This is a genomic window from Bacillus sp. FJAT-18017, from assembly GCF_001278805.1.
GTDB lineage: Bacteria > Bacillota > Bacilli > Bacillales > Cytobacillaceae > Bacillus_D.
In genome coordinates, this window is sequence record NZ_CP012602.1 from 4849155 (window position 1) to 4872080 (window position 22926).

At 44.5% G+C, this 22926-nt stretch carries 15 protein-coding genes, 1 riboswitch and 1 other annotated feature; of the genes, 5 read left to right on the plus strand and 10 right to left on the minus strand.

Annotated features, from left to right (window positions below):
• Positions 1-52: 52 nt before the first annotated feature.
• The 6 genes from AM500_RS22775 to AM500_RS22800 form a co-directional block, all read right to left on the minus strand.
• Positions 53-1090 (minus strand): protein-glutamate methylesterase/protein-glutamine glutaminase, encoded by a 1038-nt coding sequence (locus AM500_RS22775; protein ID WP_053601847.1) that lies wholly within the window; start codon positions 1088-1090, stop codon positions 53-55.
• Between the two features lie 10 nt (positions 1091-1100).
• Positions 1101-1916: a CheR family methyltransferase gene (locus AM500_RS22780; protein WP_053601265.1), complete on the minus strand. Its 816-nt coding sequence runs from the start codon at positions 1914-1916 to the stop codon at positions 1101-1103.
• 55 nt (positions 1917-1971) lie between these two features.
• Entirely contained in the window at positions 1972-3696 is a 1725-nt protein-coding gene (locus AM500_RS22785; protein WP_197282638.1) for a methyl-accepting chemotaxis protein, read from the minus strand.
• A 19-nt stretch (positions 3697-3715) separates the two neighbouring features.
• A complete protein-coding gene (locus tag AM500_RS22790) occupies positions 3716-4195 on the minus strand; it encodes a chemotaxis protein CheW (RefSeq protein WP_053601266.1) in 480 nt (159 codons plus the stop codon).
• 26 nt (positions 4196-4221) lie between these two features.
• Positions 4222-6246: a chemotaxis protein CheA gene (locus AM500_RS22795; RefSeq protein WP_053601267.1), complete on the minus strand. Its 2025-nt coding sequence runs from the start codon at positions 6244-6246 to the stop codon at positions 4222-4224.
• 128 nt (positions 6247-6374) lie between these two features.
• The gene (locus tag AM500_RS22800; RefSeq protein ID WP_053601268.1) at positions 6375-8468 is read right to left on the minus strand and encodes a sensor domain-containing protein; all 2094 of its coding nucleotides are present in this window, start codon (positions 8466-8468) and stop codon (positions 6375-6377) included.
• Between the two features lie 298 nt (positions 8469-8766).
• Here AM500_RS22800 and AM500_RS22805 point away from each other — a divergent pair, with 298 nt between their 5' ends.
• Together AM500_RS22805 and AM500_RS22810 are read left to right on the plus strand one after the other, a co-directional pair.
• Positions 8767-10503 (plus strand): ABC transporter ATP-binding protein, encoded by a 1737-nt coding sequence (locus tag AM500_RS22805; protein ID WP_053601269.1) that lies wholly within the window; start codon positions 8767-8769, stop codon positions 10501-10503.
• Between the two features lie 78 nt (positions 10504-10581).
• The gene (locus AM500_RS22810; RefSeq protein WP_053601270.1) at positions 10582-11709 is read left to right on the plus strand and encodes an HAD family hydrolase; all 1128 of its coding nucleotides are present in this window, start codon (positions 10582-10584) and stop codon (positions 11707-11709) included.
• 348 nt (positions 11710-12057) lie between these two features.
• Here the strand turns inward: AM500_RS22810 and AM500_RS22820 are convergent, their stop codons facing one another.
• Positions 12058-13110 carry an LLM class flavin-dependent oxidoreductase gene (locus AM500_RS22820; protein ID WP_053601272.1) on the minus strand — a complete coding sequence of 351 codons (1053 nt, stop codon included), beginning with the start codon at positions 13108-13110 and terminating at the stop codon, positions 12058-12060.
• Between the two features lie 541 nt (positions 13111-13651).
• On the opposite strand from AM500_RS22820, the gene AM500_RS22825 reads away from it, so the two are divergent.
• Complete coding sequence (locus AM500_RS22825; RefSeq protein WP_053601849.1) at positions 13652-14620, plus strand: NAD(P)-dependent alcohol dehydrogenase; 969 nt, start codon at positions 13652-13654, stop codon at positions 14618-14620.
• Between the two features lie 167 nt (positions 14621-14787).
• Here the strand turns inward: AM500_RS22825 and serA are convergent, their stop codons facing one another.
• Both serA and AM500_RS22835 read right to left on the minus strand, forming a co-directional pair.
• On the minus strand, positions 14788-16383 hold the full coding sequence (gene serA / locus AM500_RS22830) for a phosphoglycerate dehydrogenase (protein WP_053601273.1): 1596 nt from the start codon (positions 16381-16383) through the stop codon (positions 14788-14790).
• 106 nt (positions 16384-16489) lie between these two features.
• Entirely contained in the window at positions 16490-17680 is a 1191-nt protein-coding gene (locus tag AM500_RS22835; protein WP_053601274.1) for a pyridoxal-phosphate-dependent aminotransferase family protein, read from the minus strand.
• A gap of 97 nt (positions 17681-17777) precedes the next feature.
• Positions 17778-17995 (minus strand) — a binding site (T-box leader).
• Between the two features lie 207 nt (positions 17996-18202).
• On the opposite strand from AM500_RS22835, the gene AM500_RS22840 reads away from it, so the two are divergent.
• Positions 18203-19267: an LLM class flavin-dependent oxidoreductase gene (locus AM500_RS22840; protein WP_053601275.1), complete on the plus strand. Its 1065-nt coding sequence runs from the start codon at positions 18203-18205 to the stop codon at positions 19265-19267.
• 143 nt (positions 19268-19410) lie between these two features.
• On the opposite strand, the gene AM500_RS22845 is transcribed toward AM500_RS22840, so the two are convergent.
• Positions 19411-20082 carry a ThuA domain-containing protein gene (locus AM500_RS22845; protein WP_053601276.1) on the minus strand — a complete coding sequence of 224 codons (672 nt, stop codon included), beginning with the start codon at positions 20080-20082 and terminating at the stop codon, positions 19411-19413.
• A 212-nt stretch (positions 20083-20294) separates the two neighbouring features.
• A riboswitch (cobalamin riboswitch) is annotated at positions 20295-20491 on the plus strand.
• Between the two features lie 137 nt (positions 20492-20628).
• Here AM500_RS22845 and AM500_RS22850 point away from each other — a divergent pair.
• Positions 20629-22917 (plus strand): ribonucleoside-diphosphate reductase subunit alpha, encoded by a 2289-nt coding sequence (locus AM500_RS22850; protein ID WP_053601277.1) that lies wholly within the window; start codon positions 20629-20631, stop codon positions 22915-22917.
• The last annotated feature ends 9 nt before the right edge of the window (positions 22918-22926 follow it).

The following is a 22926-nucleotide window of genomic DNA, read 5'->3' on the forward strand; positions in this document are numbered from 1 at the left end:
GCTATCCCTAAGGAGTCGTCTTTCAACGCCCTTTTGGGATAGCACTATATTTTTACGATTTCCCACTGACTATCGAATAAATTACCTGTGGGATCTTCGTTAACGACGCCTGTTTTTCTACAGCCCCGATATTAAAGGCTGCCATTGGCATTCCATATACAACGGAAGATGCTTCATCTTGCCCAATGGTTCTGGCTCCCTTTCTCCTCATCGCCAGCATTCCTTTCGCCCCATCATAGCCCATTCCTGTTAAGATCACGCCCAATGCATCCTTGCCTGCCTCTTTGGCGACTGAGTCAAATAATACATCGACGGATGGGCAATGGCCGTTGACTCTTTCCCCCTGACTGCAGACTACTTTGTAGCTTGAACCAGCTCTTTTGATTTTCATATGCATTTCCCCTGGTGCGATTAGAATCTTTCCGGGTTCAACGATATCACCAGTTTGGGCCTCCTTAACGGTAAAACCTGTGGCCTGGTTCAGCCGCTCGGCAAACATCCGCGAAAAAACTGGCGGTATGTGCTGGACAATAACAATTCCAGGCATGCCGGACGTTGGTAAGGCAGAAATGATTTTTGTCAGGGCATCGGTGCCGCCTGTCGAAGCACCAATGGAAATCAATTTGATTTTGGATTTAGTTACTTTCGTTTGATCGATGACTGGACTTAAGATGGTTGTTTCTTCTGCTTTTGCACCACGAGCAGCTATCTTTACTTTTTGAACCATCTCGATAATGAACTTTTTCACATTTTCAGCCGAATTGGTGTTAGGTTTCGGGATAAATTCGACAGCTCCTGCATTTAATGCGTCTTTCTCAGTATAATTAGCCGAGCTGATTACCAGTACAGGCATTGGATACTGCGGCAGAAGCCTCCGGATGAAATCGAGTCCATTCATTTTCGGCATTTCAATATCGCAAATCATTACATCTGGTTCATATTTTAAAATATAATCGCGCGCTTCAAGAGGGTCCCCTGCTTTGGCAATCACTTGAATCATAGGATCTGATTCAATCCCCCGGGAGATTACCTCCCTGAATAAAGGCGAGTCATCGACAACCAGCACTTTTATTTTCTTATGCGTAAGCATTGAACCACCCTTATTCTTTTCTATATACAGAAGGCATGACATACTTGAATTGGCAGGCCTCCCTATCAATCGTTTCTGATTGGCCGATAAATAAATAGCCTCCTGGCTCCAAAAGATTATAAAACTTATTAACCAGTTCCATTTTTGTTTCTTGGTCGAAGTAAATCATGACATTGCGGCAGAATATCACATGGAACCTCTTTTTAAAAGGAAATGTCCTCTCCATCAGGTTGAACCGCCTGAAAATGACCTCGTTTTTTATTCTGGCTGCAATCTCTGAATGTCCTTCACCTTTGGCTTTAAAATACAGCTGTCTCCAAATCTTTGGCATGGCCGCGAGCCCTGTATTCGGATATACTCCCTTTGCCGCTGTTTCCAGTACTTTCGGCGAAAGGTCTGTTGCAAGAATTTTTGCATCCCAATACATCTTTTGAGTTCCAAAAAATTCATCCAGAACCATTGCCAGCATATAAGGCTCTTCCCCCGTTGAACAGCCCGCACTCCAAATTCTTAAATCCCGGTTATGAACCGTTTGGGATAAATACGGCAAAACATTATTCTGCAGAAAACGAAAATGCTCCATTTCCCTCATAAAATACGTATGATTCGTTGTGATTTTCTCCACAAGTGTAGAGGCAGCACGGTCTGTCTTATCTTCAAGAACATAACGGAAGTAATCAGTATAGTTATCAAAATTAAGCTGCTGGAGAACCTGAAACAACCGCCCCTCAATAATGACCTTCTTCTCACCCTTTAGATTGATCCCATAGTTTGCTTTGATAAAGTCGGATAGCTGTTTAAATTCTTTGTCTGTAATACTGATCATCTTTTCACCCGCTTAAAGAAAGAGAGAGTCATAGACCCTCTCTCCCTATTTGCCTTTAATATTTTCCAAACTCATTATCACTTAACACAATACTTTTTTGGCCTGTAGCAGCCACCTCGGACAGCGAGCTTTCGATTTCCTGTCTTTGCTGCTGATTCAATTGGTCCAGCATGCTAACAATTTCCGGGCTCAATCCGCTTAATCCATTTAAAGAAGTTGAGGACTGATTGCTTCTCAGTTTGAATTGAGCAACCTTGCTCTTCAGAATGCTAGCCTGGTTTGACAATTCTTCACTGGCTGCGGCAGTTTGTTCGGATGTTGCGGAGTTAGCCTGGACCACTTGGGATACTTGCATAATTCCCTGATTGATTTGGCTAATTCCAACAGCTTGCTCACTAGATGAAGTCGCAATATCTTTTACTAAATCAGCAACTTTTGCGACATCTTCAACAATTTTTTCTAAGGCAATGGCAGTTTCATTGGCAATTTTCGTTCCGCCGCCTACCTTTTTGATAGAACCTTCAATAAGTTCAGTTGTTTCCTTTGCCGCGTTTGCCGAACGGGCTGCAAGATTACGTACTTCCTCAGCAACAACGGCGAAGCCTTTGCCATGCTGACCCGCCCTCGCGGCTTCAACGGCAGCATTCAATGCAAGAATATTCGTTTGGAAAGCAATTTCATCAATGACTTTAATGATTTTTGAAATATTCTCCGATGCAAGATTAATATCATCCATTGCTTTAAGCATAGCGTTCATCTGGCCATTTCCATGGATCGCGTTTGCCTTGGCAACCTCGGCCAGTTTATTAGCCTCAACGGCATAATCAGCGTTCTGTCTTGTTTGCGAGGAAATTTCTTCAACCGTAGCAGACAGCTCTTCAATGGAGCTTGCCTGTTCCGTAGCTCCCTGGGAAAGGGCGACACTGGTCTCGGAAGCCTGTTTGGATCCTACTGCTACTTGTTCAGTGGCATGCTTGATCTCATTCATAACTTCATTTAAGTTCGCAACTGCCTCGCGGAACGCAACTCCTACCTGGCCAATTTCATCTTTACCTTCGATTTCCACTTCAAAGTCCAAATCGCCGTTTGCAATCTGGCGAGCATTATCCACCATCATTTTGAGTGGCACTCTGATTGTTTTTGCCATGAAGAGGCCCATTCCCATAGCCGCTAATGTTGCAATTGAAAGAATTATAATGACAACGGTAACCGTTTCGCTAGTAAGCTTTGTCAACTCCTCTGACTTAGCTGCACCAAGTTCCCTCTTTTGGTCAAACAACTCATTAATATACAGTTCAGCCTCAACAGCCGGTGGTACTCCGTCAGATTGGAGCAAAGCCAGGGCCTCAGCATCTTTATTCTCATAGGCAAGAGCAATAATTTGTTCCCTTACCGTAAAATATTTCTCGATGGAGCTGTTTAGCATGTTGAAGGTTTGGCGAGTTTCTTCCGTGCGGATTGATTTTTCAAATGCTTTGCTTTCTTCAAATAGCTCTTCAGCTAATATTTTGAGCTTCGCATTATATTCGTCCATTTTATCGACTTCATTGGCAATAATTAAGTCACGAAGTATGGCCCGGGAATTTTGAAAATCGATTCCAACTTTACCAATGTCTCCAACCGCTACACCATAATCCTCGTAAAGCTTTGTGTAATCCCGGTCGATTTGCCTCATATTAATAATCTGATAGACACCTATTGCTGCTGTGAAAATAGCAACAGATAAAAAGCCAAAGAGAAGTTTTTTGCCTATTTTCATATTGATATACCATTTCATCATGGTTCAATTAACCCCCTGCTTAAATATGTCCTATCTGTTCTGCTATGTCTTCATGCAGCAACGTATCACAGTTTAAAAGCAATTTAACATCATCGCCAACCTTGCCAATGCCTTTCACATACCGATTTATACCCTGGCTAATATCTGGAGGCAGTACAATATTTTCAGGGGAAATTGTCAACACCTCTGAAACACTGTCCACTATCAGACCGACAGAAACCTCATGAACTTCGATAACAATGATACACGTCCTATCGTTATACTCTTTCGGTTGCTTTTTAAATCGTGCCCGGACATCCATAACAGGGATGATTTTTCCGCGAAGATTAATAATTCCCCGAATATATTCCGGCATTTCCGGTACCTCAGTAATTTGCTGTATACCGATAATCTCTATGACATGGCGAATATCAATTCCGTAAAATTCATTTTCAAGATTGAATGTTAAAAATTTATCCGCCAGGCTGTCTTCAAATTCTTCCTCTATGATCTGAGCCATCTCACCTGCTCCTTTCTAGTAATCTGTTAGCTTGATAGCCCTGTAACGTCCAAGATCAAGCTGATGCTACCATCACCCAAAAGCGTACAGCCGGTTATCCCTTTTACATTTCCTATTCTCTTTAAATAAGCCGGCAGGGATTTTACGACAACCTGCTGCTGGCCAAGGAGCTCATCGGCAAAAATGCACACTTGTCTTGAATTATGGTCTGCCATGATGAGGATGCCTTCTTCCAAATCGGTTATATCCGTTTGTATGCCGAGCTTTTTATGCAGACGAATAATTGGGTAACACTGTCCCCTGACCATGATCATTTCATTTCCATCAGGATCGGTTATGACATTCCTTTTATCCGGCCGGAAGGATTCTTTTATAGAAGTAGTAGGCAAGGTAAACCTTGAGTTGCCAGTTTTTAAATTCATCCCATCGATAATTGCCAGTGTGAGTGGAATCCGGATGATTATGGTCGTTCCTTTCCCCCACTGGCTCTCGATAGAAACAGTGCCACCGACAGACCCAATGTTCTTCATAACAACATCCATCCCCACACCGCGTCCGCTAAACTCCGTGACTTTATCCTTTGTAGAGAACCCGGGCAGGAAGATAAGATTATAGATTTCACTGTCTGTCATTTCTGATTCATTTTTATAGAGGATTCCATTTTCCCTGGCCCTCTTAAGAAGTTTTTGCTTATTAAGCCCGCGTCCATCATCCTTGACCAGAATGACAACCTCGTTTCCGGCATTCTTCGCTTCAAGAATTAATGTCCCAGCTAATGGTTTTCCAGCCGCGATCCGGTCCTCAACTGGCTCCAATCCATGATCAATCGAATTGCGAACAATGTGCATCAATGGATCTGAGATATGTTCAATAATGTTCTTATCGACTTCGGTGTCTTCACCAATAAGCTGCAAATGAACCTCTTTGCCTAGCTTTTTGCTCATATCCCGTACAATCCGGTTCATCTTTTTGAACGTGTTTGCGAGCGGAAGCATTCGGATCGACATTACCTTGTCTTGAATATCATCGATGATTTTTTTCAAATGCCTGGATGCTTTAGTAAATTGGTCAAGCTCAAGCCCTTGCAAATCTGGATTTTGGGTAACCATCGCCTCAGCAATAACAAGCTCCCCGACAATATCCATCAGCTCATCCAATTTCACAACATTTACACTAATAAAACTTGATTGGCTCGAGGTTTGTTTAGTTGCGGTTGTTCCTGCTAGTTTCGTTTCGGCTGTTTCTGTGATTTCCTGAACATTCTGCTCGGAAACCGGCTTGGAAGGTTCCTCTTCGATTTGCCTAAATTCAAAAGACTCCACATAGGTGACATAGTTAAAAATGTTTTCAACTTCATCAAACGCCTTTTCAGTATTGATAAAAATTTTGAAGCCATGATCGCGAATATGAGTGGCAGTATCAAAATTCGTTTCTAAATCGCTAGGTTCAAAGCGGAGATCCTCGATATCCTCCTTAAAACGCTGTATGATTTGAAACGCCCGGACACTTTCCATACCGCCACAATCCTCAAGGCGGACAGTTGCTTCATATTGATTCATCCCAGAGGCATCCGGTAGTGGCGATGCTTGTTCTTGAGCATTTTGCACAACTTCCGCTTCTTTCCCAGCTTTACCTGAAATCCTGTAGGTCATGATGCTCAAATATTTCTTTGCTTGTTCGATTAATAAGCTGGAATCCCCATCAACAGGGTCTCTGTTTTTGATTTTTTCCAGCTCGACTTTAATAAAATCGACTCCTTCAAGCATAAGATCTGTAAGCTTCGAGTAATCATCGAGCCTCATTGTATCCTGGCGCAGCAAAGAAAACAGATCCTCCAAAACATGTGCCAATGTCGCGATATTATGATAGGCCATCATGCTTGAAGATCCTTTTATCGTATGCATGATCCGGAAAATATCATTTACCATTTCAGGTGAATAAACACCTGCCTGGTCACAGCTCAAAATGACTGTTTCAAGCTGTTCAACCATTTGCGATAATTCAAAAATATAAACCTCTAAAATCGCATCATCTACTACCTGACCTGACATATTCTCCTCCCTCGTTTCTATCAGTTACCATTTTCATTTGAGGTTATGGGCGGCATGAATTAAATTCACCCGCCCCTTGTTAGTTTAGTAGAATGCTGACCTCAAACCGAAAAATGTCACAGATTAAGTTAAGTGGTATATTGCTCCAAAGTACTTTTCTCAAGCAAGCCAGGAATTAAGTCATATGGTACTGGTTTGCTAAAAATGAAGCCTTGCAGATTATAACAGCCATGGTCCTCCAGGAAGGAAATTTGGCTCTCTAATTCAACACCTTCAGCAATAATTCCCAAACCAAGACTATTGGCCATTGCAATGATAGTTCTAATAATCGTTTCCTGCCCTGAATTATTATCAATACTCTGTACATAGGACTTATCAATTTTCATCAGATTGATAGGGAGCCTTTGCAAGTAATATAAAGACGAATAGCCTTTTCCAAAGTCATCAAGGAATACTTTGACTCCCAGTTCCTCGAGAACCTTGAGCTTGACGACAATGTCCTCAATATCCTTCATCATGACACTCTCAGTGATTTCCACTTTAAGCAGGGTAGGATTAAAATTTGTTTCCTCAAGGACTTTTTCAACAAATGAGACAAAATTACCGCCTTCAAACTGCTTGGTGGAAACATTCACTGAAACATACGTATCAGGATGCCCTCCCTTATGGAGCTCTTTAAACTGCATGCATGCAGTCCGAAGCACCCACTCCCCGATTGGGATAATGAGCCCGGATTCTTCTGCTATAGGAATGAACTCAGCCGGCGAGATGAATCCGTGCTTTGGATGAATCCAGCGAAGCAGGGCCTCAAATCCGATGATCCTCTTGGAGCGAATATCGACCACAGGCTGATAGTATATGGTCAATTCATTTTCCTTCAACGCCTGTCTTAAATCCTGTTCCAATTCGAGCCTTCTGGATAGATTGATTGACATGCTCGACTGGTAATATTGATAAGAGCTATTGCCGTTTTCCTTCGCATGATACATTGCCTGGTCAGCTTGTTTAATTAAGCTGTGCGGGTCTTCAGTATCATCTGGATAAATACTTATTCCGAGGCTAGTTGTGATAACGTACTCCCGATCTGCAAGCCGCAGCGGGTCGGTTACTGTTTCAATTAGCCTTTTGGCCACTATGTCTAATTGTTTCACATCCGTGAAGCCATCCAGCAGAATCGCAAACTCGTCCCCGCCTTGACGGGAAATGATATCGGTCGAGCGCAAGCATTTCCTCAGCCGGGCGGCGATAATTTGCAGTAATTCATCTCCTGCATGATGGCCAAGTGTATCGTTGATTAATTTAAAATGGTCAAGATCGAGATAAAAGACCGCCAGTTTCGATTTCTTACTATAAGCATCGTCAACAGCACTCTGCACCATTTTTTCAAACATGCTCCGATTAGGCAGCTCGGTCAGAAGGTCATGGTTTGCCAGGAACTTTAAATCTTCTTCCACCTTGCGCCGGTCGCTAATATCGGTAATGACACTTTCAAATTTAGTCAATATCCCAGATTCATCAAAAATTGGTGTTGTCTGTTCCTTGACCCATTTGACTGTACCCTTAACATCTTTAATCCGATATTCCATTTCTGCCCGTTTGCCATTATGTATATTGATAAGACCAGTTCGGACTATATCAATATCATCCGGATGGACGGCTTCTTTCCAAAAAAAAGAAGGCTGTTGAAGCAAGTCCTCCGGCATACGCCCATATAGCTTATAGCAGCCTGGAGAAATGTCCAGGATATATCCACGGTTGACATCCGTGGTAACAACGCAAATATCGAGATTATTAAACAAATTTTCGAGTTGGTTTTTTGATAAATCCAATTCCCTCTGAATCGTATTTCTTTCGGTTAAATCTTTCGTCATCCCCGCAATACCGATGATTTGCTGACCGATAAAAATAGGCACTGTTGTAATACTTAAATCAATCAAAGCCCCGGATTTATGATAAATGGAAACTTCAAAGCTTTTCTTTTTTCCGCCTAATAGTTCAATAAAGGTTTCGGTCACCGTATCACTATATTTCTCATGAACGATGGAAGTGAGGGATAACTGCAGTAATTCCTCTCTTGTATAACCCGTCAAGTGTATGGCCATTTCATTGACCAGCACAAATTTGCCATTTGTGTTCAATGCAAAAATGACGTTTGGATTATACTTGTAAAAAGATTTATAAATCTCTAAAAGCGAGGATGATTGATTTATATTTTGTACCATAAATTATGTAACCTCACTTCAACCCAAATTGAAATTACCCTCGGATAATTCCATAAAGTCTTTACTTTATATAATCGGCAAGGAGCAGCCAATAGATTAGTATATTTCGATATTTTTTTGCTTTTTATTTCATTTAACCACATAAATTCACAGCTTTGTAAAAAATATACATGAATTACCACAATTTTTGTCGTTATCACGGACTGGCTTCCCGTACCTCGAATTGCAATCCTTTTAAATGATATAATAGAGCCATATTCTTACTAAATTTGGCAACGACTTGAATAGGAGCTTTCATATGGAGAAACAAAAGACAGATTTCAAACCATTTATTTCATTATTATTATCAACCAATATACCAAAAGCAGCGCTCCTCGCCGGGCTGACTGCCAGCATAATGACCACGCTGGCCGGGCTGGTGGTGCCACTTTTGACAAAAAACCTTGTAGACGGTTTCTCTGTTGGATCGTTGAGTGTCCCGTTAATTTTTGGAATTGGTGCAGCATTTATCATCCAGGCTGTCATTAGCGGAATCTCCATCTACCTGCTCAGCTATACCGGGCAAAAAGTCGTGGCACGGTTGCGCGAGCGAATGTGGTCAAAGCTGCTGCGTTTGCCGGTCGGTTTTTTTGATAAACAGTCTACCGGGGAAACAGTGAGCCGAGTTATCAACGATACGAGCATCGTCCGCGACTTGATTACAAACCATTTTTCAAATTTTATTACCGGAATTATTTCGATCATTGGGGCGATTGCAATACTGCTTGTGATGGATTGGAAAATGACTTTGCTCATGCTTGTTTCAGTCCCGCTCACATTCGCCATCATGTTTCCGCTTGGGCGAAAAATGGCCGCGATATCACGCGGGCTGCAAAACGAAACAGCTACATTTACGGGACATATCACACAGACGCTTGGTGAAATCCGGTTAATGAAGGCTTCAACTGCGGAGCAAATTGAAGAATTAAAGGGTACGGGCGGCATTCAGTCCTTGCTTGGTTATGGCCTAAAAGAAGCCCGGATTTTTGCGCTGATCGGCCCAATCATGTACCTTGTCGTCATGGTTGTTATTGTCATGATTATTGCTTACGGGGGGTTGCGGGTTGCGAACGGTACGATGTCAACAGGCTCCCTAATTGCATTTCTTCTCTATTTGTTTCAAATCATCATGCCAATCACTTCGTTCGTGATGTTTTTCACACAGCTGCAAAAGGCAAAAGGAGCGACTGAACGAATCATTACAATTTTGGAGGAGCCTCTCGAGGAAGGACAGCAGGGAATTGAGTTGGACATCAGCAACCTCCCTGTTGAAATCGATAACGTCTCCTTTTCCTACGCGGAAGGTGAATCAGTTCTGGAGGGAGTTTCCGTCACAGCGGAGCCCGGCCAGATGATTGCCTTTGCCGGGCCAAGCGGTGCTGGAAAAACCACGCTGTTCGCGCTTCTCGAACGTTATTACGAACCGACATCCGGGGAAATCCGAATCGGCGGCACACCTATCAGTGAGCTTGCTTTAGCGTCCTGGCGCAGCCAAATTGGCTATGTTTCTCAGGAAAGTGCGATGATGGCTGGCACCATCCGTGAGAATCTGACTTATGGGCTCGCAGACAAAGGGTCAATTGAAGATGAGCGTTTATGGGAAGTGGCCAGGATGGCTTATGCGGATGAATTTATTCAGGCATTTCCAAAAGGGCTGGATACCGAGGTTGGCGAGCGCGGTGTTAAGTTATCCGGTGGACAAAGGCAGAGAATTGCAATTGCACGGGCATTCTTGAGGGATCCAAAAATCCTGATGATGGATGAAGCAACCGCAAGCCTCGACAGCCAATCCGAAAGTATCGTCCAACAAGCCTTGACCCGTCTGATGGAAGGCCGGACTACCTTCGTCATCGCCCACAGGCTATCGACCATCGTCAACGCAGACAAGATTGTCTTTTTTGAAAAAGGCAAGGTAACCGGGATCGGAACTCATACTGAATTGACGAAATCACACCCGCTTTATCGTGAATTTGCCGAGCAGCAACTGGCGAATTGATAATGTAGTTACTGATAGTTATCCTGCCGTTACTGTGGTACATTAAAGTAAGAAAGCTAAAGGGAGTGGGGAATTCGGATGATAAAAACGGTCTTGTTTGATGTGGATGGGGTGCTGTTAAGCGAGGAACATTATTTCGATGCCTCTGCACTCACAGTTTGGGAGCTGCTGTATAGCGAAAACTATTTGGGACTCGGGCCTGAAATATTCCACACCGATGTTCAGCAAGATGAAATTGATGAAATCAGACGTGAAATTTTTCAAGACGACAAGGTCCTATCATTTATGAAAGCGCGGGGCTTAAATGCCAACTGGGATATGATTTACATAACCTTCAGCTATCAGGTCATTCATCTGCTGTCACAGCATGACGACCAGGATAAGGTACGCGCCTGGCTCAGCCGGGATTTAGACCGGGGCGCATTGATTGAGATTGGCCATACTCTGAAGGAGACTTCGATTCAACTTGATTTCGGACGCTTTATTGAGGACTTTGAGAGAACGGATGAAACGAAGCGAGGCCTGTTCCGTCATCTTGACAAACTTGTTTTTGAAAAAATCGGGATTGAAACAACGGCGTTTGGTGAAAAAGGAGTTCTTTGGTCGGTTGGTGAGCACGTATCTCAGGAATGGTATGTTGGCGATGACAATGTTTTGCAGTCAACAGGCAGGCCGTCTGTTCAAACTGGCAAGAAAGGGTTTCTCGCAAATGAAACCACCCTGTGCTCTCAGGAACAGATTGAGCAGTTGTTCGCTAGTTTACTTGAAGCCGGAATTTCCATAGGAATTGGAACCGGGCGCCCAGAACTCGAAACCATTCAGCCGTTCGGCCATCTAGACTGGCTCAAGTATTTTGATGCAGATGATATTGTGACCGCTGATGACGTGCTAAAGGCTGAACGTCAACTTCCTGAAAAAAAGTCACTGGCAAAGCCGCATCCATATACGTTTATGCATGCCCTTCTAGGCAAAGGAACGAAGGTGGATTCCGTCCTTGAAACCTCCTTACCATTAGGGAATGGCAGCGAGATCCTGGTTGTCGGCGATTCGCTCGCAGACCTGCTTGCTGCAAGGGAAATGGGCTGTACGTTTGCCGCGGTCCTGACTGGGCTGACTGGTGACAAGGCAAGGACTTTGTTCGAGGAGCATCAGGCAGATTTTATTTTTGACAATGTACTTGGGGTGCTTGATGCAATTCGGGATTAATTTAGAAAAGCTGTACGGCCGTTTTGAGGCCGTACAGCTTTTTTTGTGTGGTGACTAATGACGACCCTACCTAGAAAAAAATGGACGGCACGGTCGTCAATAGAGCTTCTTAACGACTCTGCTGAGAAAAAACTGAAGGCGCGGTCGTCAATAGAGCTTCTTAACGACCCTGCCGAGAAAAAATGGACGGCACGGTCGTCAATAGAGCTTCTTGACGACTCTGCTGAGAAAAAACTGAAGGCGCGGTCGTCAATGGTGGTTCTTGGCGACTCTGCTGAGAAACAAGTTCGTCAATGCTGGTTCTGACGGTCTTGTCAGGATAAAATGGGGTTCACTCGTAACCCCGCCTTATCGCTGCTCTACTTCCCACCGAGCCACTTCTTCCCTGACGCGAGGTGCCACTTCCTTGCCCAATAGCTCAATTGATTTCATGACGTCCTCATGAGGCATCGTGCCGACAGGGCAATGCAGCATGAACCTCGTGACGCCAACATTCTTTCGCAAGTGAATTATTTTTTCAGCAACGGTATCAGGGTCTCCGACGTAGAGTGCTCCCTCAAGGCTGCGCGCAGCATCAAATGTCGAACGGGTATACTGGCCCCATCCCCTCTCCCTGCCCAGTTTGGTCATTGCCTGTGCAGTTGATGGGAAGAATTTATTGGCTGCTATTTCCGTAGTTTCACCAACAAATCCATGGGAATGTGAAGCAACTTTTAGCTTGGAACGATCATGTCCGGCATGCTCCGCTGCTCGGTAATAAAGATTGACAAGGGGCGCGAAATGTTTAGGACTGCCACCGATGATTGCAAGGACAAGCGGAAGGCCGAGCAATCCTGCCCGGGCTACCGATTCTTGATTGCCGCCGCTCCCGATCCAGATTGGCAATGGATCCTGGACTGGACGAGGATAGATGCCTAAATTATTGATAGACGGGCGGTGCTTGCCACTCCAGGTGACCTTTTCGGATTGTTGCAGGTGTAGGAGCAAATCCAGCTTTTCCTCAAATAGTTCGTTGTAATCCTGCAAGTCATAGCCGAACAACGGGAACGATTCTATGAACGATCCCCTGCCTGCCATGATTTCTGCGCGGCCGTTTGAAACTGCATCGAGGGTTGCGAAGTCCTGGAAAACTCGAACAGGGTCATCGGATGAAAGCACGGTGACCGCACTCGTCAATCTGATTCGCTTTGTTTGCGGAGCAGCGGCCGCCAGTACAACGGCGGGTGCCGAAGCAGCATAATCCTCGCGGTGATGCTCCCCCACTCCAAATACGTCCAGCCCAACCTGGTCCGCCAAAATAATTTCCTCCACCACTTCACGAATCCGCTGTGCATGGCTGATGACTTCGCCTGTCTTCGGGTCCGGTGTGGTTTCAACAAAGGTACTTATCCCTATTTCCATTATGATTTCCTCCCTTTTGGTTCGTTCATAAAGCGATACGATAAACGTATCCTACCCCTCCACTATTTTCAACAAATGCGCGCTGAAGTGATCAGGATGGTTTCTATTTTTCCTTTTCTTTAAAAATCATGGAGTGCGGTTTTTCCTTATTGGTTGTAGTTTGTTCTACCAGTGAGCTTGGAATGGAGTTTGTCCTGAAAAATTGTAAAACTGTCCTGCAAAGTTTGGGAAATGTCCTGTATATCGAAAAATCTGTCTCGAATCTATAATAAGTTGTCCTGATTCAAGAGACAGCATATTTGTAAAGGATCAATCTCAAGGTAATCTCAACCTATTGCTGTGCTGGATCATTTTTATACAATTACCGATAATGACACCATTCCTGTTTATAATCCACATAGGTCCACCCTTCTTCTCCTTTTAACAAAACAATGTCGAACAAAATAACAGAAAATTTCGAAACAATTTCAGATTACAAGCGTAAAATCAAAAGACATTATTGGCACGACTTTACATCAACCATAATAAGGAGTTGATTTGTATTAAAGCAATTGTGAGTAACCAATACGGGACCCCTGATGTCCTAAAATTAAAGGATGTAGAGAAGCCTATCCCAAAAGACAATCAAGTACTCGTCAGGATCCATGCCTCCTCTGTTAATTTTGGCAACCTCGTCCTTTTGAAAGGGGAGCCTTTCCTGGCCCGGTTCGTGTTCGGTCTTCGCAAACCCAAATACCCAATACCAGGCGGCGATATCGCTGGCCGGGTTGAGGCGGTAGGCAAGGATGTTACTCAATTCGCTCCTGGTGACGAGGTGTTCGGTGATCTTTCAGGCTGTGGATGGGGCGGGTATGCGGAGTATGTTGCTGTCCCTGAGAGCGCACTCGCTATGAAACCAGGCAATTTAACGTATGAGGAGGCAGCGGCTTTCCCGATGGCAGCCACGACCGCACTCCAGAGCCTGCGTGATAAAGGAAAAACACAGGCAGGTAAAAAGGTGCTAATCAATGGGGCATCCGGCGGTGTCGGTACGTTTGCCGTCCAAATTGCCAAGGCGATGGGTGCGGAAGTAACCGCGGTATGCAGCACGAGGAATGCCGAAACTGCTAAGTCAATTGGAGCAGACTACGTCATTGATTACAAAAAGGAAAGCTTCACACAGAAACCAGAGCGCTATGACTTGATTCTAGGTGTAAATGGACACCAGCCGATTTCCGCCTACAAAAATGCTTTAAATGATAATGGTATTTTTGTCCATGTCGGGGGCTCGGAGTCCCAGATGTTCCAAGCAATGGCACTAGGCCCTTGGATTTCGATGACCAGTAATAAAAAAGTTGGCAGCTTCCTTCAGCGGCAAAATCAACACGACTTGATTGCAATAAAAGAGCTTGTAGAAGCAGGAAAAGTAAAACCTGTTATTGATCGGAAGTATCAGCTTAGTGATGTGGCCGATGCCTTCAGGTATTTTTCAGAGGGGCATGCTCAGGGGAAAGTCGTTATTACTATTTAAAACTACGAAAAAGGACTTCACTGTAATGAAGTCCTTTTCTACGTTTAATTTTACACTCCTATTGGAATTACTGCGTCTCTTCTCCTGCCGGTTTCCCATGAATAAGGTCCCACCACCATTCAGACACAACGAAAAAAGAACGCACAGCTGACTGTGCGTTCAAGTTATTAATGATCCGGATACAATTCCAGCAGCTGTGCTTCCTTCAATCCGTCGATGGCAGTAAGGCCTTGAAGGACCTCATGGCTGATTGGTTTATCAAGTGTCAGCACCATGATGGCCTCACCGCCGACATCGGCCCGGCCTACCTGCATCGTACCAATGTTAATTTGGTGATCCCCCAGAAGTGCACCTACTCTTCCGATCATCCCGGGAACATCGTGATGATTGATGAATAACAGATGACGTTCAGGACGGACATCGACCCGGTACTGATTAATCTTTACAATCCGTTCGCCATATCCATTGAGAACTGTGGCACCAATGCAAGCTTTTCTGTTTCCGTTTGCGACCGTGACTTCCACATAATTCGCAAAGCCTTTATTATTGGTGTTTTTCCTGACAGTGTGCGGAACCCCATGCTCATTTAAGAGGTGCAGGGCATTGACGAGATTTACAGAATCGCTCAGGTGATGGGTCAGTACTCCTTTTACAATCGACCTTGAAATAAGGTCTGTGTCTCCCTTAATCAAATCTCCGTAGTAATCAATGTCGACTTTATTGGGCGCTTCGTGCAACAGCTGGATAACAAGCTGGCCGACCTGTTCCCCAAGCCGTAGATATGGTTGTAGGCTCTTCATCGCTTCCGTGGAGATTTGCGGCATGTTGACAGCGTGGCGGACAACCTTTGTTTGAAGAATTTCAATGATTTCCTCACTAACCTCTTCAGCGACCTTTTCCTGTGCTTCGACTGTCGATGCCCCAAGATGCGGGGTGGTAATGATTCGCGGGTGATTGAGCAGTCCGTTGTTCGTAGGCGGCTCTGTCTGGAATACATCAAGTGCAGCCCCTGCTACATGGCCTTCATTGATTGACCTCACCAGTGCTTCCTCGTCGATAATCCCGCCTCTTGCACAGTTAATAAACCTGACACCCCTTTTTGTTTTTGCCAAAAATTCATCATCCACCAGATTTCGGGTCGCATTAATAAGCGGTGTGTGAATCGTAATAAAATCGGAATTTCTCGCAATTTCATCGACTGTTGCCTTGGCGATTCCAAGTTTGGCTGCACGCTCTTCGGTCAGATAGGGGTCAAAGCCGAGAATCTCCATTCCAAAGCTTTTTGCCCGCTTGGCAACCTCAGTACCGATTTTACCCATACCGATGACTCCTAGAGTTTTCCTGTATAATTCGACTCCCTGGAAGGCACCGCGGTTCCATTCACCTTTGGACGTAATCTCGTGGGCCTGCGGGATATTACGGGCGAGCGCAAGCAGCATCGCCAACGTGTGCTCAGTAGCAGCAATGGTATTCCCGCCAGGCGCGTTAATTACAAGAATTCCTTTACGAGTCGCCGCGCTTACATCAATGTTATCCACACCGACCCCGGCCCGGGCAATCACCTTTAGGCGGTCCGCCTTCTGAACGATGTCCTCGGTTACCTTTGTTTGGCTGCGGACAATTAACGCATCATAATGATGGATTTGCTCAACGAGATCGGAGTGCGGAAGGCCAACCTGCTTAACTACGGTGAAAAGAGGATGTTCATATAAAGCTTGAAGCCCGCTATCACTAATACTATCTGTAATCAACACCTTAAACATTGTTCTGCCTCCCCACTGGTTTTTCAAGGTTTGTTTGTCTTTTGAAAGCTTGCTCTTTGAGTTTTAGTCGTTTATATTTTCTTTCCCCATTTGTTTAAAAACTGGGTCAAGTTCGTACCCATTCGTTTTGCTCTTGCTTTAACAGGCTATTAAGCCAAACTTCCTTAGCTTTTGAGGTTGCTGCTCCGAGCACTTCCTTTTCACCTAGCTGAGCGAGTGCCAATTCCATCCCTGTTAAAACCTTCATCACATCAAACGGTGTGCAATAGCCCATATGTCCAATGCGGATGATTTCTCCTTTCAGCTTTTTCTGGCCGCCCGCGATGGTAATGGCAAACTGGTCCTGCAGCACTTTTTTCAGCTGCCTGGTTTTTTCATTGTTGGTTACGATTGCTGTCACGGTAGAGGATGCATCTTCATCGCTAGTCAGCAGCGGCATGCCCAATGCTTTAACCCCTTCACGGACCATTTCCTTTAGCAGAAGGTGACGGGAAACAACATGGTCAAAACCTTCCTCCTCCAGCATCCTGCAAACCTCAAGCGTTCCGTATATCAAAGAGACAGCTGGCGTAAATGGCGTCGACGTTTCTTTTTCAAAAGAAGAGAAGTAGCGGTTTAAATCAAGGTAAAACCGTTTTGTCTTGCAGGCAGAGATGGCGGCCCTAGCCTTATCACTGGTTGCGATGAAGGCAAGCCCTGGCGGGAGCATGAGAGCTTTCTGGGAACCCGCTGCCAGGATGTCAATATGCCAGGCTTCCATATCCACCTTTACTGCACCAATGCAGCTAACTCCATCAACAATAAATAACGCGTCGGACTGCTCCTTGACTACATCACCCAGCGCCTTTATTGGGTTGAACACACCTGTCGAGGTTTCACAATAGGTAGCGAAAACCGCCTTAACACTGACGTTAATTTTTTTAAAAAAATCATCAAGTTCCAGTGGGGAACACGTTTTTCCCCATTCTATTTCAAGTCGGTGCACATTAGCACCAAATGCCTCACAAATACTGGCGAACCGGTCCCCAAATGCGCCTGTGACAATTACAACCACATCGTCGCCTTCCTCCACTACGTTGGCAGCGGCTGTTTCCAGTGCGGCCGTCCCACTTCCAGAAATGATTGTCACAGGATTTTCCGAGCCGAATGCTGGCCGGAGCCGTAACGATACCTCTTCAAGAAGGTTCGAGAACTGTTTACTGCGATGCGCGATCATCGACTGGTTCATCGCATGCTTTACTCGTTCTGGGACTGGCGTGGGTCCCGGGGTAAATAGGGCTTGCTGGTCAATCATCATCCTTCATCATTCCCTCCGCTAATTATCTTCCAATCCAAAACCAAAGGCCCAAGAAAACAAAATAAAAACGCCCCCCATAACAGAGCATGCGTCTGTTATGAGGGGCGTGGAATAAACGCGGTGCCACCCTCATTCGTTGCCAGTTAAAAGGCAACATCTCAAGAAAGATAACGGTTTTCACCGTGTCCGCCTACTTTATAGTTGTTCGGCAGACCAGTTCAGAAGTGCTGGGCTTTAATAAGAAAGGCATCGGTTCACAGCGGCCACCGACTCTCTGGGACTCCTTCTTATAGCCGTCTTCATCAGTACTTTTAGAATATACAGAATACTTTATCGTGTTAATTGCCATTTGTAAAGACTTTTTTGTATGAAAAAGTATGTTATTGATACAACTAATAGGGTAATAAACCAAAAATTATAGTAAAAAAGGTTGTCGATTTGAGGATTTCACGATAAACTTACTTTGATAAACCTACTTATATAAAGTAACTTAATTTAGCTAATATAACTGGAGGACTACCATTGATACATGAAAAGAACAACTCCTTCGAGATCGGCCTTTACACCCTAGGGGATATTTGTCCTGACCCTCATACTGGACAAACAATTAGTGCGGGAGAGCGCCTGAAAGAAATCATGGCTGCTGCAAAGCTAGCAGATGAGGCAGGCCTAGATATCTTTGGAGTCGGGGAGCACCACCGCCTCGATTATTCCGTGTCAACTCCAGCTGTCGTCCTAGCCGGTATTGCCCAGCAAACAAAACGGATTAAACTGACAAGCACCACGACTGTTTTGAGTACCATTGATCCGGTTCGTTTGTTCGAGGATTTCGCAACACTGGATTTAATCTCGGATGGGCGCGCAGAAATCATTGCCGGCCGGGGAGCATTTATTGAGTCATTCCCTCTATTCGGCTATAGCCTCGATGATTATGATCAATTGTTTTCGGAAAATATGGAATTGCTTCTTAAGCTTAACCAGAACGAACGGGTTAGCTGGGAAGGTAAATTTCGCTCCTCTATAAACAATGCTGAAATCGCACCGCGTCCTTATCAACAAGAGCTGCCTGTCTGGATTGGCGTTGGCGGTTCACCTGAGAGCGCAATCCGTGCTGGGAAACTAGGTGTAGGAATGGCAATGGCCATCCTTGGCGGAGACCCAGCTCGATTTAAGCCACTTGCCGATATTTATCGCGAGGCAGGATTGGAATCTGGCCACTCTGAGGAGCGCCTAAAGCTGGGCGTGACCGGCCACGGATTTATCGCAAAAACAACCCAGCAGGCAAAGGATGAGTTTTATCCTTACTATTCAAATTACTGGAAATATGTAAACGGCCAGCGGGGAATGGCTACAAGCATTTCGAGAAATGATTTTGACAAAATGGCCGGCCCGGATACAGCCCTTTTTGTAGGCAGCCCGCAGCAGATTATTGAAAAAGTCCTTCATCAGCACGAGCTTTTTGGACATACAAGATTCCTTGCCCAAATTGATATCGGTGCCGTTCCGTTCAAGAAAATCGCAGAGGGTATCGAGCTTTTGGCAACTGAAGTCGCACCAGTTTTACGAAGGGAATTGAATAAGCGCTAAATAATTCGGCGATTTTGAAATTAATTCGGCGATTTTGAAATTAATTCGGCGATTTTGAAATTAATTCGGCGGTTTTGAAATTAATTCAGCGATTTTTAAATTCACAAATTGAGTATCCAGCTGACAGGGTCGGCTGGATACTTCTATGTTCGGCCTAGTGCTGCCCATTTCACTGCGTTTATGATGATTTTTTGGATGTACTTGTTGTGATAGGTCGGGAATGTCTCGTGACCCGGACGGAAATAGAAAATCCGTCCTTTTCCTCGGGTAAACGTACAGCCGCTTCGGAACACTTCCCCACCGGTAAACCAGCTAATGAAAACAAGTTCGTCGGGCTGTGGGATGTCGAAGTGCTCGCCATACATTTCCTCCTGCTCAAGTTCGATAACTTCGGGAATCCCTTCCGCAATCGGATGTACCGGTTCGACCACCCAGATCCGTTCCGTGTCGTCAGCTTCTCGCCATTTCAAGCTGCATTCAGTTCCCATAAGCTCTTTGAAAATTTTCGAGTAATGAGCAGAATGCAAGGCAATCAGGCCCATTCCCTCCAAGACGAAATTCTTCACTTTTTCAACAATTTCTTCCCTTACATCATCATGGGCTTGATGCCCCCACCAAATTAAAACGTCCGTGTTTTGCAGTACTTCGTCAGTTAATCCGTGCTCCGGCTCATCAAGCGTTGCCGTTGCGACAGACTCAATTCCCGCTTTCTCAAGAAATCGTTTAATTATAGTATGTATTCCTTCCGGATAAATCTCCTTTACGGGAAGATCGTTCTTTTCATGACGGAATTCATTCCAGATGGTTACTTTCATATTGATTACCTCCTATCTATTGAAACGTTCCCTTCTCTGCCAAGTGCTAACCACTTCGGAGAAAAAAGCAGCTGTGCATCTTGCCTTTTGCAGAAAGCGGATTTCAGGAAAAATCATGTGTAATCTTTATAGTTTGCTATTCTATGAGACTTTCGTTAATATACTATACATATACTACATAATGTGGCTAAATGGTTAAATCAAACTATATATAGTATTGCCTTGAGATAGGACGCCGTAAGGCTTAATAGGGAATCCGGTGCAAATCCGGAACTGCCCCCGCAACTGTAAATGCGACGAAATGGACAAATCCACTTTACACAGTGCTTGGAAACAGGTGCCTGTAAGGGAAGGGTTCAAAGTAGGTTGAAGCATAAGTCAGGAGACCTGTCCATCTTAAGCTGTTTCACTTTCTCGGGGATTGGGAAGATGAAACGATGGCACTCAGCAGGGTCCTGTGTACGCTTTTTTCGCCCTTACCTGAGGTGATCGTTTCATCCGCTCAGTTTCACTGAGCGGATTTTTATTTTATCAGGAGGGGATTTTATGGAAAATCAAATTCAGATTGAGGGGTTGGACCTTGAAAAGGCAATTGAGGAAACAGCCAATCAATACAAGCTTGATATTACAGAACTTATGGGGAAAGTAGCTGAGTGGCGGGCATCAGGTAAAGATGCAAACTACCACGCAATGTTATATGCATTGAATAGAATAGCAATGGACCAGCCAAATTGGACATTTTTAGCAGCAAGACTTTATCTTAAAGAATTATATAAAGAAGCAGCAGGCAACCGTGGATATAATCCAGATTTACAATATGGGGATTTATATAACTTGATAATAACCCTTACGAAGAAGGGAATTTACTCTCCAGAGCTGTTAAACACATATACAAAAGAAGAAATAGAGGAACTCGAAAGGGAAATTAAACCTGAAAGAGACCGCCTCTTTAATTACATAGGATTATTTTTATTCGCAGACAGGTATTTGGCAAGGGATTATGAGAGAAATTTGTTCGAACTGCCTCAGGAACGTTTTATGATTATCGCCATGTATTTATTGATGAATGAGCCTAAGCCCAACAGGGTTTCCCTTATCAAAGAAGCTTATTGGGCAATGAGCAATTTATACATGACCGTGGCGACACCTACCCTTTCCAATGCCGGGAAAAATTATGGCCAACTTTCCTCCTGCTTTATTGATACGGTCGAGGATTCTCTCGATGGTATCTACTTGAACAATTGGGATATCGCGCGATTAAGCAAGGATGGCGGCGGGATTGGAGTATATTACGGGAAGATTCGCGCGCTTGGCTCTGATATTAAAGGCTTCAAAGGGATGTCTTCCGGAGTCATTCCCTGGATCCGTCTCATTAACGGAACAGCGGTAAGCGTCGACCAGCTTGGACAAAGGCAAGGAGCTATCGCAGTCTATCTTGATGTTTTTCATAAAGATATCATGAACGGTTTCCTCGATTTAAAAACGAATAATGGTGATGAACGAAGAAAGGCTCATGATATTTTTACAGGTGTAGCGATTCCTGACCTGTTTATGGAAATGCTGCTTGAAACAGATGAACATGGGCGGAGTATTGGAGTGTGGCACACCTTTTGTCCCCATCAAGTAAAGCAATTGATGGGATGGAAAGATGAAAACGGACAGCCACTTGGGCTAGAGGACTTTTATGATGATGTCGATAAAAAGATGTTCACCGAAAAATACATGGAAGCTGTCAGCAATCCACTCCTGCCCAGGAAAACATATCGGGCAATGGATATCATGGCGAGAATAATGGTGGCCCAGCTTGAGACCGGGACTCCTTATATGTTCTATAGGGATGAGGTAAACCGCCAGAATCCTAATAAACACATTCTAGGTGAAGGAAGGACGGCGATTTATTGCAGTAACTTATGTACGGAGATCACCCAGAACATGTCACCAACAACGATTATTAACGAATATGAGAATCAGGACGGCAATCTGGTGACAGTGCGAAAGCCTGGCAATTTCGTTGTTTGCAACCTCTCCTCTATCAATTTGGCAAAAGCATTTTCAGCTTCGATACTGGAACGTCTCATTAAAATTCAGGTCAGGATGCTTGATAACGTCATTGATTTAAACACGATTCCGGTTGCACAGGCTCAGAAAACCAATCAAATGTTCAGGGCAATTGGCCTTGGTACGTTCGGTTGGCATCACTTGCTGGCAATAAAAGGAATCCATTGGGAATCTGAAATGGCGGTTGAATTTGCAGATAAGCTTTACGAGGATATCGCTTATTACACAATCCTTTCCTCAATGGAACTAGCAAAGGAAAAAGGAGCCTACAGCAAATTCAAAGGTTCTGAATGGGAAACCGGCAATTATTTTAAAAGAAAAAATTACACATCGATCCGTTGGCAAGATCTGCGGGATAAGATTCAGACACACGGCCTTCGCAATGGCTGGCTCATGGCCGTCGCACCCAATTCCTCTACCGCAAAAATAGGCGGTTCCACGGATGGAATCGACCCGCTATACTCGGTGGAATACGCGGAAGAAAAAAAGAATTTCAAGTTTAAGGTAACAGCACCGGACTTAAACCATGTTACCTATAACTATTACCGCCGCGCCCGGCATGAACTTGACCAAACCTGGAGCATCCGCCAGAATGCCAAACGCCAGCGACATATCGACCAATCAATCAGCTTCAATCTTTACGTGAGGCATGACATTAAGGCAAAGGACTTGTTAAACCTCCATATCGAATCATGGAAGCAGGGATTGAAGACTACCTATTATGTCCGGAGTACGTCACAGGCCCAAATTGAAGAATGTGAAGCTTGTCATAGTTAACTAGAGAGG